This is a genomic window from Nitrospirota bacterium (genome assembly GCA_035873375.1).
Classification (GTDB): Bacteria; Nitrospirota; Thermodesulfovibrionia; order Thermodesulfovibrionales; family JdFR-85; genus BMS3Bbin07.
Window position 1 is genome coordinate 20,918 of the sequence record JAYWMQ010000043.1, and the last position, 12,837, is coordinate 33,754.

Genomic DNA, 12,837 nt, shown 5'->3' on the forward strand with positions numbered 1-12,837 from the left:
CTTAAATTCTTGAATTAATATGCCCTACATTATACCTTATACATTAAAAAACGGGCCTTCTATTTCGATTTGACACCATTTGTATCAAACTGATATTATTCAAATCACTTGCTTGGCTTGCAGTCATAGCAAAAAATCAAAATTTAACTGAGGAATTCACGGAGAAAAAACAGTGACAAAAAAAGGGAAACTATGGGTGTAGGGGATATACTAAAAGAAAGCCTTGGACTAACCAGGAAGCATACCATCGTAATTGTGCCTCCTGTGCTCGTCTCTTTTTTCATTGGTTGTCTCTCGATCGTGGTAATCGGAATGCAAATGACGGCAATGGAGCCTGATGCTGTGGGTGAACTCGGGAAAGGGATGACAGACCTTATATTGGCAAAATCAGTCCTGTCCGTAGTGGGATGGATATTTTACAGTTTTGCTCAGGGGATGGTAGCCTCCATGATGGTTGAGTTGGAAGACAAAGGAGAGACGTCACTCGGTTCCGGGTTTGGCCGTGCCAACGAAATGATCGTCAGCCTTATGGTTGCCGGGTTTGTTCTTGGTGTTCTGTTGCTTCTGGGATTTATGTTATTTATTATTCCGGGATTAATTGTTGCGTTTGTTTTCAGCTTCACTTTTGTGGTTATAATGCTTGAAAAAAGAGGCCCTATTGATGCGATGAAGAGGAGTGTTCAGATTGTAAGGAGCAACCTCTCCGTTACCTTCAAGCTATTTGCTGCCATTATAGGAATAGGGTTTCTTCTGATGGTTTCCAGCGTGATATTAAGCAAGCTGTCTCTTATAGGGCTTTTGGCATCAATGGCCCTTACCGGCGCTTATATGGGATATACCTACGTGGTTTTTATAAAGACTTATCAGAAGTTTAAAGAAGAGGGGGCAGGTTTTCCCCGCGGTTAGTCTTTAGGGGATAGGGGAGGGAATATTACCATGCAGGAGATAATTAAAAGTCTTGTACAGAAAAACAATACAAAGATATTCATGATCGTCCTTGACGGGCTTGGGGGCCTTCCTTTTGATGGACGTACCGAACTCGAGACTGCAAGGATTCCCAATCTTGATGCCCTTGCAAAGACCTCAGCAACAGGGTTGCATGTGCCGGTTGCGTATGGCATTACTCCAGGGAGTGGCCCTGGACATCTCGGTATCTTTGGTTATGATCCTTTTGATTGGCAGATAGGCAGGGGAGTGCTTGAAGCTCTTGGTCTCGGTGTTGAACTGAAGAGTACGGATGTCGCAGTGAGGTGTAATTATGCCACTATCCAGGAGGGACTGATAAAGGACAGAAGGGCCGGCAGGATACCCACTGAGAGAGGCAGAAAATTAACGGAGAGACTGCAGAAGGAGATAAAGCAGATAGACGAGGCAGAAATTATCTTCACTCACGGGGTGGACTACAGGTTTGCCGTGGTTTTTCGATTCCCGGAACCGCTTGAGGAAGGTTCAGCCGAGGTTAGTGATACCGACCCCCAGAAGGCCGGCAAACCCCCGCTGAAGCCGGTGCCTGCAAACCACCAGTCTGACAGGGTAGCGAGGATTGCAGAGAAACTTGTCGAGAGGGCGAGGGAAATACTCAAGGACGAAGATGCTGCAAACTTTATACTTATGAGGGGAATTGCACAGGTGCCGTCAATTCCAACCTTTGAAGAGGTTTTCGGCCTTAAGTCCCTTGCAATTGCCATATATCCCATGTACCGGGGGCTGGCAAGGCTTATAGGTATGGAAACACCCCCTGTTAATGGCGACATAAAAGAAGAGATAGAATTTATGAAGGAGAATCTTGAGGATTATGACTTCTTTTTCGTTCATGTAAAGAAGGTGGATTCATATGGAGAGGATGGAGATTTCGAGGGAAAGGCAGGGAAGCTTGAGGATTTTGATGCCTTTCTTCCCGGCATACTTGAGCTGAAACCGGATGTCCTGATTATCACAGGAGACCACTCAACCCCATCCGTAATGAAGTCACACAGCTGGCACCCTGTGCCGGTAATTTTAAATTCCCCCTATGTCTTTGGCGGACTGAGCCAGGCATTTACCGAGAGGGAATGCCTCAGGGGAGAGCTTGGAATATTCCCTGCCATCCAGATCCTTCCCCTTGCACTCGCCAATACGGGCAGACTCAAAAAGTTCGGTGCTTAAAGGGGAACGAAGATTGAGTATAGATTCCCGCAGAGAGCAATGAGTTCTTCAATAGACAATCGTCAATCATTCATCGATACCCACTGTCACCTTGAGATGCCCGATTTCGACCCTGACAGGGATGAGGTTATAGCAAGGGCCAGGGATGCTGAAATAGCGGCTATTATTAGCATCGGCTCTGACCTCAGGGGCTCGGAAGGGGCAGTGAGGCTTGCAGGGGAATACGACTTTATATATGCAGCAGTCGGTATCCATCCCCATGATGCAAAGGACTACACCTCCGATACAGCAGACAAGATAAGAATATGGTCAGGGGAGAAGAAGGTTGTTGCAATTGGTGAAACCGGGCTTGATTACCACTACGACCACTCACCACGGGATGTGCAGCGGGAGGTCTTTGAGAGACATCTCGAACTTGCCCTGGAACTTAATCTTCCTGTGATTGTCCATTGCAGGGAGGCAAAGGCTGATACGTTGAATATCCTCTCCGGTTCTGGTATCAGCCGCGGTGTCCTTCACTGTTTCTCCGGGGATATGGATATGGCGGAAAAGGTGATGGCAATGGGTTTGTATATCTCTTTTGCAGGTACGGTAACGTTTAAAAACGCTAAAAAACTTCAGGAGACAGCGGCAGGCATACCTGATGAGTACCTGCTTATTGAGACTGATGCCCCCTATCTCTCACCGGTTCCGTTGAGGGGCAGGAGAAATGAGCCTTCCTTTCTGTTGCATACGGCCCGGAAGCTTGCTGAACTCAGGGATGTGGATGTTGAGGATATTGCAAGGATAACCACCCTGAATGCAGGGAGACTCTTCGGGATAGGTGGGGGGGCTCCTGAGGGAAAGATTGCCTACAGGATCAGGGACTCCCTTTATCTTAATATCACCAACCGTTGCACGAATGCGTGCTCCTTCTGTATCAGGTTTCATTCCGACTATGTAAAAGGACATAACCTCAGGCTTGACCATGAGCCCGGGATTGAGGAACTGAAGGAGGCAATAGGTGATCCTTCAGCTTATAAAGAGGTGGTATTCTGCGGATATGGCGAACCTCTGATGCGTCTTGATCTGGTCAAGGCCCTGGCCAGTTGGATAAAGGACAACGGCGGCAGGGTGAGGATAAATACCAACGGGCAGGGTAATCTGATCCATGGCAGAAATATTTTACCGGAACTTCAGGGAGTTGTTGATTCCATATCCATAAGTCTTGATGCGCAGGATGAGAAGACCTACAAAACTATTTGCAGACCCTTTTTAAAGGGTGCCTACAAGAGTGTTGTCGCTTTTATAAAGGAGGCCGGAAAATATATACCGGATGTAACTGTTACGGTTGTTGATGCGCCGGGGGTAGATGTGGAGAGGTGTAAGGAGATTGCGAGGGAATTAAATGTGAGATTCAGGCTCAGGCGGTATAATCTCGTGGGTTAATCTAACCCACGAGATACAGGCCTGAACAACTTTTGGATCAAACTGTTTGCCTGCACAGGTTGTGATCTCCCCGACGGTCTCTTCAATAGTCTTCTTTTTTCTGTAGGGCCGGTCGGACATCATGGCATCAAAGGCATCAGCTACTGCTAAAATTCTTGCCATAAGCGGTATCTCCTCTCCGCAAAGACCATGAATGCCTGTTCCGTCGTAATGCTCATGGTGGTACCTTATACATTCGATGACCTCTTTAAAGCTGCTGAGCCCTGAAAGTATCTCTGCTCCAACTATTGGATGGCGCCTGATTTCAGACCACTCTGCTTTGTTTAACTTGCCGTTTTTGTTTAATATCTCCTTGGGAGTGGCAATCTTTCCGATATCATGCAAAAGGCTGCTGACCCTCAGTTTTTCGATCTCCTGACCATCAAGATCGAGCAGTTCAGCAATTGACAGCGCATAACGTGTCACCCTTTCGGTATGTCCTGCAGTCCACAGGGATGATGCCTCAAGGGCCTTTACAAATGACCTGATGGTCTCTATCAGGAATACCTGCATTTCCTGTGTGAGAAGGGCGTTCTCAATAAAAAGGGCTGCCTGGGAGGCAATAGTGGTCAGTAACTTTATATCTCCTGAATAGAATTCCCTGCCGTCTGTCTTGTCAGCCACCATAAGGACGCCGATGATCTGTTTTTTACCGGCCAGAGGGGTTATGAGAAGTGAGTTGCATTTGATTTTGTTCAGTCTTTCTTCGTGGGTATTGTGGTTACATACAGCAATTGCCTTGTTTGAACGAATTGCTCTCCACAGAATATTGTTCCCTTTCTTGAAGGCCGTGTCCGCATCCCAGTCACCGATATATGCCTGTGTATACAATTCTCCGGAATCTTCATTCAGAAATAGTACGACTCCGGTTCTAACACTTAGTGATGATGCGGCCTTTTTTAAAAGCAGATAACAGATTCCATCGACCCCGAGCCCTGAAAATTCCTCGGAAAGCATGTAGAGGAGGGATAATTCCTCATAGGTATCGCTTAATTCGGTTACCGTGGCCTTCAGGTCTTCTTTAAGCCTATCTGTTTCCAAGTTGTTCAAGTACCAACTCCAAAAGGATTCGGGGGCTGAAAGGTTTTGTTATGTAGCGGTCAACTCCGCACTTGATTCCCAACTTTTCATCATCCTCCTGTCCTTTTGCCGTTAACATGAAAACCGGTATGTTTGCAAGGTCAGGGTCGGTCTTTATTGTTTTGCAGATGCTTATCCCGCTGATCTCCGGCATCATCCAGTCAAGGATGATCAAGTCGGGCATCTCCCTGCGTATTACATCAACAGCGTTTTTGCTCTCCCTGAGAGTAACAACCTCGAGCCCTCCACGTCTCAACTTGTCCTCTATCATCATCAATATAAAGGGTTCATCATCAATTACCATCACTTTAGGCATCTTTCATTCTCCTGTAAGGCAGGGTGATAATAACGCTTGTTCCTTTATTTAATCTACTCCTGATATCGATGTTTCCGTGGTGTATCCTTACTATCTCTTTACAAAGGGCAAGCCCGAGTCCGGTGCCTTTGGTCCTTTCTCCGTGTGCTCCCCTGTAGAAGTGTTTACTCAGGTTTGCAATATCATTCTCGGGAATGCCCCATCCCGTGTCAGACACTTCCAGTATAACATATTCACCGGAATATCTTACTCTCAGATTTATGTAACAGCCAGGGTCAGAGTACTTGATGGCATTATCAAGGAGATTGAGAAGGAGTTGTCTCAGTTTTTCCCTGTCACCATAAAACCCTTTTATGTCAGGGTCTACCTCGGTCAAGAGGGAAATGTTCTTGTTTGCGACGGGGGTATTAAGAACTCTCTTTATGGATTCAACAATTTCTGAAAAATCAATAATACTGAATCTTATGGGTTCTTTACCGCTTTCAATTTTTGAAATACTCAGCAGGTCTGAAACCATCTCAGTGAGTCTCATCCCTTCTTCATAAATGGTCAAAAGATATTCCCGGGCTCTCGCACCTGCAATCTCTCCATCCATGAGCATTTCAGTTAATCCAACAATTGCCGACAGGGGAGTCCTGAACTCATGGGAGACGGAACGAATAATGTCTGTCTTCATCCTGTCTATCTCTTTTTCTCTGGTAATATCCCTGAAGACCTGTACTGCCCCGTAAATCCTGTTGGCAGAATCCATGAGAGGAAGTGAGCTTACATGGATTACATTTCCTTTCCCTTTTTCCGGTATAAACTCTGCTGATGCCGTCTCTCCTTTGAGAGACTTTACTATAGGGCACGCATTCCCTTCTATGGGCTCACTGAAAATCTCCGTGTAGTCCCTTCCAACAAGATTGGTGGCCGGTATCCCCAATATTCTCTCTGCAGAACGGTTCACTGATATAATCACTCCATTGGTATCTACAGTGCAGACACCTTCAGACATGGTGTTCAGAATAGCTTCAGCCAGACCATGGTCAATTCTCCTCTTTTCATAAATCTGGCTCCTCTCAAGGGCTACTCCGAAGATGCTTGAAATGATGCGGAGAAAATGTATTTCATCATCACGATACTCCCGTGATGTCCTGGTCATGGCTGTAAAGACTCCAAGGACATTTTCTCCAACTACTACAGGCATTGACAATGCCGACCTGAATCCCAGGCTCTTGAGGTCTTCTGTAAAAAGGAAACGCTCATCAGTATTTATATCATAAACACTTATGTGTGTGCCTTTGGCAGTAGCATAAGTCTCTGTTGATGGTACATCCATTTTAAGTGTGGCGGTTTGTGGTTGCATCCCGTCAAAATATCTGAGGACAAGTGAGTTGTTGTCTCTTTTTTCCCAGAAGAATATCGCATCAGAGGCGAGAAACTCCTTTATCAGAGAGGATGTGCAATGGATGACCTCATCCATATCTCTTGCAGATGTGAGTTCCGAGGATAACTCAAGGAGGTCCCGCTGTTCCTGAAAGCGGCGGTTTTTCTGAGTCTCAAACATCTCTTTCATCTTTTCGTAAAACCTGATATTTTCAAGGGCCAGTCCGGTCATCTCACCAACCGCTCTCAACAGCCGCTCCTCTTCCATGGTAAAAAAGTGCTCTTTGGACTTAAAGAGGCAATAGACACCAAGCACGCGGTCTTTACCTTTTACAGGGATGCAACAGTAGCCCTTTATGCCCGTATCTTTAAATGCAGATAGGGTGATTCTGCTGTCAGAACTCAGGTCTGAGGATGTCATTACCTCACCTGTTACAGCGACTCTTCCAGGTATATCATCACCAAGTTTTATCCTGACAGCGGTTGAAGTGCATTGCTCAGCGATTCCCATGTGACAGGAACATACAAGCGTGCGGGTCTCCTCGTCGAGAATGAATATACAGCCGCCATCCATATCGAGAGCCCCTCTGAGTCTGTCAAGCACATTAGAGAAAATCTCCTCCGCCTTTAGGGATTGATTTATAATAGAGGCGATGGAATTCAGGAGGACGAGTTCCCTGTTTCTCCTGTTAATCTCATCCATGTGCTTCACACGTTCTGTTACGTCTCTCATGATTTCGAGTGCCTCAACGACCTTGCCTTCAGAATTCCTGACAGGAGAGGCTATGACTTCTACATAACACTTGCTTCCCCCCTCGTCATAATGTTCATGGATGGTTCTCCAGGTTCCACCATTGGTAAAGACCCCCTGAATAGGACAGTCCTCACCTTCCATCCAGCAGGGTCTGGAAGAATTGTGAGTGATTTCATGACATTTTTTTTCGGTAATGTTATTTCCATACCTGGTGAGGGCAGCAACATTGGCCTTCAGTATCCTGTAATCGTTATTGATAATCAGTATCGAGTCTTCAATACTATTCATTATCGTTTCGAGATAGTCTCTTGATTCCTTAAGTTCCTTTACCAGTTTGGTTTGCTCCCTGAAGTCTTTTATAATTCCTATCTTGCCGACGACCTCGCCATCCCTGATTATGGGAGCGCCAGTTATAAGTACGGGTATCTGAGAGCCATTTTTGGCAATAATGTTAATCTCATAAGTGGAATGCTCTCCCTTGTGTCTCTTCAGGCCGAGTTCCTTTTTCATTATCATTGCATTTTCCGTGTCGAGAAAATCATATATTGATGATCCGATCACCTGATTGCGCTCATAACCGAACATCTTTGTAAAGGCCGGGTTTATGTCAACTATTATATCGTTTAAATCGACCACCCACAGTGCATCCATCATTGTCTTGACATAGGTATCCTTGTTCTGTAATTCTTCCGTCTTGGTCTTGAGATTTGTTAACATTTCATTGAATATCGTTGTGACCTCGCCGAGTTCGTCCGCCGAATAGACAGGTATTTTTACGTCAAGATTTCCCCCCTTTACGGCTTCTGCACCGGCATAAAGGGCCTTGATGGGTTTAAGAAACCTCCTTGAAGAAAAGATGGAAAGTATAAAGGCAAGGAAAAAGGCATAAAAGGAGATGCTCATAAGGTGCGTGAATATCTCTTTAAAGAATTCATCCTGAATAGCACGGGTATCCTTGAGCTTGCCTTTCTCTACAAGAACCTCTACATTTGCAAACATCCCTTTCAGGTCTTTACGCAAAGAGAAGGAAAGGGGCAGTATAAGGGCAATTGAGAAGATGAGGAAGTTTATAAGGAATCTATATATGAGCTTTGTCTTAAACATTATATTAAGTAGAAGAGGAGGAATTGGGCTACTAAAATGATAATAATCGATAAGACCACGATTATGAGTGGTTTAATCCCTTCCTCTGTAATAGATTCGAAATCCACCGACAGTCCGATTGCGGCCAGTGCGGTAGCGAGGGAAAAACGGCTGATGGGTGCAGAGATGTCTGAGAGCCAGCCGAGCTTGAAGATGTTTACCACAACGGCAAGGAGGACAAAGACGGCTATGAACCAGGGGATATAGATGCGCCTGTCTTCTTTCCTGGAGAGGAAGACGGTCAGGGTTACAAGGAAGACGAGAAAAGACATTCTGAGGAGTTTATACTTGAGGGCTGTTGTTACACATTCGCTCCCGTATGTGGATGCCGCTACCTTTATCTGTCCGATCATCGGCAGCGTTGTGCCGGTAATAAAGGCAAATTCCTTCACCCCTATATCAAAGAAGTTTGCAAATATAGGATAGGCTATCATCCCAAAAAGACCGTAGATCATCACGACAATCAGAGAGATGGAAGTCTCTTCACTGTCTGATTTTATCAGGGGGGAGACAATTGCAATTGCTGATGCCCCGCAGATTGACATGCCCGTGGCAAGCAGTATCCGGATATTTTTTCTTACCCCAAACCATTTTGAGATGAAGTAGACAAGGGTAAATATTGCAACAAAAGTGGGAAAGACCAGAGGGGTCATGGCAGGGTCAATCTCTCTTATCGAGAGCTGTGCCCCATAAAGGGCTATCCCAACAGGGAGGAATATCTTGATTGCGAGATTAATTCCGTCATTCAGAAAGTTTCTGTCCTCCAGGATGTTGGAGAATAACATTCCAAGGATTATCGAGATTGCCAGGGCATCAAAAGTGGGATGAATATAGGAGAGAATAAAGGCAATAACAGCAATAACGAGAGATATTATCAGACCAGACAGTTTCTTTACCATTACTTTAAACTTACCATAAAGGATCTTTTTTTTCAAGCTGACATTAGTATATCTCTTCAATAGCGCAGCTCTTTTTTACAGAAATTCTTTTTTGCCTTAAAGTACCGCAGTAGCCGGAGCCCAAAATGAGTTATAATATTTTGATGGCAAGAGGGTTAATCATCATAGGTCTTTTGGGTGTGTTGGCAGGTGTCTTCTCAGGGGTTGTCTTTTGGAGCCTCTCTGACCTGCCAAAGATTGAGGCCCTTGAGGAGTATAACCCTATTGAGGCATCAAAAGTCTATTCCTCCTCAGGTGACGTTATTGCCGAGTATTATGTTGAGAGGCGTACCTTTGTCCCGTTTTACAGAATCCCGGGGTATGTGAGGAATGCATTTGTGGCAATTGAGGATGAGAGGTTTTACAGTCATCATGGTATTGATTTGATCGGTATAGCAAGGGCCCTGGTTTATGACATCAAGGCAGGCAGGATTGTTCAGGGTGGCAGCACTATAACGCAACAGCTTGCAAAACTGCTCTTTCTCAAGCCCGAGAGGAATATTTCAAGAAAGATAAAGGAGGCGGCACTATCCATACAGATTGAGAAGAGGTATACAAAGGACGAAATAATGGGGCTTTACCTGAACCAGGCATATTTCGGCACCAAGGCATACGGAATTGAGGCTGCATCCCATACGTATTTTAATAAATCCACGGAAGAGCTGACACTTGCAGAGGCTGCCCTTCTGGCAGCCATCCCGAGGGCGCCTTCATATTACTCGCCATTCAAGAATCCGGAGAAGGCACTTAAGAGGCGGAACCTTGTTCTCAGAAAGATGTTAAGCCTTGGATATATAACTGAAGAGGAGTATAATGCGGCAATAGAAGAACCCCTGCCCGACAAGGTACACAGGAGACGTTACAAGGCCCCGTATTTTATTGAGTATCTGAGGGATATACTTGAACGCAGATACTCGGACAGTCTCTACACTGCGGGTCTGAGGATATATTCAACCCTTGACATGCATATGCAGGAGGTTGCAGAGAAGGCCGTAACCAAAGGTGTGCAGGCACTTGACAAGAGGATTGACCCTGGAGTGCAGGCTGCCCTGCTTGCCGTGGATCTGGAGACAGGAGAGGTCAAGGCTATGGTGGGGGGGACGGACTTCTGGCAGACCCAGTTCAACAGGGTAACCCAGGCATACAGACAACCCGGCTCTGCATTCAAACCGTTTGTATACCTGGCAGCACTGGAGAAGGGGTTTATCCCTGAAGACGTGATTGTGGATACCGAGGTGGGGTATCCAACCCCGGATAACAAGGATGTCTGGTCTCCGCGGAATTATGAAAAACAATATAATGGCGAGGTAACGCTCAGATATGCACTCGCACACAGTCTGAACTCGGCAACAGTATGTCTTGCTGATACGATAGGGATTAGAAGTGTTGTCAGGACGGCAAGGGAGGTAGGGATACGCCGTAAGGTCAAACCCTACCTTTCATCGGCAATCGGGGCATCAGAGGCGACACTTAAGGATATGGTCTATGGTTATGCAACCCTTGCACGGGGGTACAGGCTGAAACCACTCTTTATCGACAGGGTTACAGACCGAGACGGGCTGACCCTGGAGGAGAATTACCCGGGGGCCGACAGGGTCATTGATGAGGCAGTGGTGGATGAAATCAGGGATATGCTCCGCTCCGTTATCCTTCAGGGTACCGGAAGGATGGCGAGGGTAATCAAGCGGCCTGTTTATGGAAAGACAGGTACAACCAATGACTACACCGATGCATGGTTTGTCGGTTTTGATGACAGGGTGGCCGTGGGAGTATGGGTTGGAAGGGATGACCATACCCCTATCGGTGACAAGGAGACAGGGGCAAGGGCGGCCCTTCCGATATGGATAGATTTTATGAAGAACTACCGATGACGCGTTAATTCTTTTCAGATTTCTGGTTTGTCGGCCCCCTGAATCGTGGTATGGGCAGGTATTCAACCGATGGTTGCTGTCTTACGGGTTGCGGATAGAGGCTCATCAACTGGTAGAATTCAGGGGGAATTTTGTTGCTCACATTAAGGCCGAGTGTATTTACCTCTTCATATGTTATGGGATAGTCATGTGTCCACCTGCCTTCTGAAAGGATTGTTGCAAGTTCTTCGGCCTTGTCAGGAGGATACTTGCCTTCGAGAAGTGAACCGACCTGTTTCTTCAACTGTTTCATCGCCTTTTTCCCGATATCTGCAAGCAGCCACGTCCTGTCATCAATCTCCGAGAGAGGCTTTGTCTCAACCAGCTTAACAAGAGATGCTGCAGGATACTCGCCAATCTGGGGATCGACAGGGCCAAGGACTGCGTGCTCTCCCATCACTATCTCATCAGCAGAGAGGGCTATAAGAGTGCCTCCGGACATTGCATAATGGGGCACAAATACCGTTACCTTTCCACGATGCCTTTTTATTGCATGAGCAATCTGGTAGGATGCAAGCACAAGCCCCCCGGGTGTATGAAGTACCAGATCAAGGGGCATCTCGGGGTCGGTCATATGGATGGCCCTGATTACCTCCTCGGAGTCATTGATATTGATATACCTGAGGATGGGAAAGCCGAGGAGGCTCATTGTCTCCTGCCTGTGTGCAAGCAGGATTACCCTTGAACTGCGTTTTTTCTCGATTTTGGCAATAAGCTTCTGTCTCGATGCCTCAAGGAGCCGCTGTTTAAGGACAGGCTGAAGTGCGGTAAGCATAAAGAAGAGCCAGAATATGCTGAATATGTCGACGTTCATATACCCTCCTTTGGGTCTTTTTTATTTATAGAGATTGGAATATATCTCGTCAGGAAAATATCTGCGATAAGAGCGCTTCTTCTTCCTGAAGACGGGTAAGAGCACGATGCCTGCAATAAAGCCCCCGATATGCGCCCACCACGCTATCCCCCCGCCGGTTTTAGGTGTAAGCAGGGAGAACGTACCTGAAAATACCTGTGATGCGAACCAGACACCGAGATACAGGAAGGCCGGTATTTCGATGAAGAACGGCAGAAAGAAGATCGGTATCAGCGTAATAACCCGTGCAGTGGGAAACATTACAAAGTAAGCACCCATTACACCTGCAATTGCACCTGAGGCGCCAATAGCCGGAACGGTTGAGTGCATATCAAAGATAAAGTATGTAATGCTGGCTGCAATACCTGAGAGCAGATAGAATACAAGGAATCTGCCATGGCCCATTCTGTCCTCTACGTTATCGCCAAAGAGATAGAGCATCCACATGTTACCTATAATATGTATCCAACCACCGTGGAGGAACATGTTTGTTATAAAAGGCCAGTAGTCGTCGAGGGGGAGTCCAAACAGAACCGCCCAATCCGGATGGGAATACCTTGCAGGTACTACGCCGAAGAGATAGAAGAGTTGTTTGAGACTGTCTTCGGGAAGGGATATTTCGAAAAGAAAGACTATCCCATTTATCAGGATTATCATCCATGTAATATACGGGAATTCCCTGCGCGGTACTGTATCCTTGACCGGAAACATAAAACCCTGACAACCCCCCTGCTCAATGATACTGGAAATGAATACGGCAATGGATTATTTATAAATGGCTTTTCAATTTATGATATAAGTATAATATATTTTAACAACAAACGGTGAATTTTTCAGGCTACCGGCCAGGGAGGTTTAAAATA

At 46.1% G+C, this 12,837-nt stretch carries 10 protein-coding genes; 4 read left to right on the plus strand and 6 right to left on the minus strand.

Features of this window, described 5'->3' with window-relative positions:
• The first annotated feature begins 192 nt into the window (after positions 1-192).
• Genes VST71_09070 through VST71_09080 form a run of 3 tightly spaced genes read left to right on the plus strand, consistent with a single transcriptional unit; the run spans position 193 to position 3,573 of the window.
• Positions 193-906 carry a YciC family protein gene (locus VST71_09070; protein MEC4685864.1) on the plus strand — a complete coding sequence of 238 codons (714 nt, stop codon included), beginning with the start codon at positions 193-195 and terminating at the stop codon, positions 904-906.
• Positions 907-936: 30 nt separating this feature from the next.
• Positions 937-2,145 (plus strand): 2,3-bisphosphoglycerate-independent phosphoglycerate mutase, encoded by a 1,209-nt coding sequence (locus VST71_09075; protein ID MEC4685865.1) that lies wholly within the window; start codon positions 937-939, stop codon positions 2,143-2,145.
• Between the two features lie 39 nt (positions 2,146-2,184).
• On the plus strand, positions 2,185-3,573 hold the full coding sequence (locus VST71_09080; GenBank protein ID MEC4685866.1) for a TatD family hydrolase: 1,389 nt from the start codon (positions 2,185-2,187) through the stop codon (positions 3,571-3,573).
• On the opposite strand, the gene VST71_09085 is transcribed toward VST71_09080, so the two are convergent.
• The 4 genes from VST71_09085 to VST71_09100 are packed head-to-tail and all read right to left on the minus strand — an operon-like array spanning position 3,529 to position 9,208.
• Positions 3,529-4,653: an HD domain-containing phosphohydrolase gene (locus tag VST71_09085; protein MEC4685867.1), complete on the minus strand. Its 1,125-nt coding sequence runs from the start codon at positions 4,651-4,653 to the stop codon at positions 3,529-3,531. The genes VST71_09080 and VST71_09085 overlap by 45 nt on opposite strands.
• Positions 4,640-5,008 (minus strand): response regulator, encoded by a 369-nt coding sequence (locus VST71_09090; protein MEC4685868.1) that lies wholly within the window; start codon positions 5,006-5,008, stop codon positions 4,640-4,642. The genes VST71_09085 and VST71_09090 overlap by 14 nt, the downstream gene beginning before the upstream one ends.
• A complete protein-coding gene (locus VST71_09095; GenBank protein MEC4685869.1) occupies positions 5,001-8,234 on the minus strand; it encodes a PAS domain-containing protein in 3,234 nt (1,077 codons plus the stop codon). The genes VST71_09090 and VST71_09095 overlap by 8 nt, the downstream gene beginning before the upstream one ends.
• Positions 8,234-9,208, minus strand: a complete 975-nt coding sequence (locus VST71_09100; protein MEC4685870.1) for a putative sulfate exporter family transporter — start codon at positions 9,206-9,208, stop codon at positions 8,234-8,236. The genes VST71_09095 and VST71_09100 overlap by 1 nt, the downstream gene beginning before the upstream one ends.
• An 89-nt stretch (positions 9,209-9,297) precedes the next feature.
• On the opposite strand from VST71_09100, the gene VST71_09105 reads away from it, so the two are divergent.
• On the plus strand, positions 9,298-11,082 hold the full coding sequence (locus VST71_09105; GenBank protein ID MEC4685871.1) for a PBP1A family penicillin-binding protein: 1,785 nt from the start codon (positions 9,298-9,300) through the stop codon (positions 11,080-11,082).
• 4 nt (positions 11,083-11,086) lie between these two features.
• On the opposite strand, the gene VST71_09110 is transcribed toward VST71_09105, so the two are convergent.
• Together VST71_09110 and VST71_09115 are read right to left on the minus strand one after the other, a co-directional pair.
• Positions 11,087-11,935, minus strand: a complete 849-nt coding sequence (locus tag VST71_09110) for an ATP-dependent Clp protease proteolytic subunit (GenBank protein ID MEC4685872.1) — start codon at positions 11,933-11,935, stop codon at positions 11,087-11,089.
• Between the two features lie 21 nt (positions 11,936-11,956).
• On the minus strand, positions 11,957-12,685 hold the full coding sequence (locus VST71_09115) for a rhomboid family intramembrane serine protease (GenBank protein MEC4685873.1): 729 nt from the start codon (positions 12,683-12,685) through the stop codon (positions 11,957-11,959).
• Positions 12,686-12,837 lie beyond the last annotated feature (152 nt).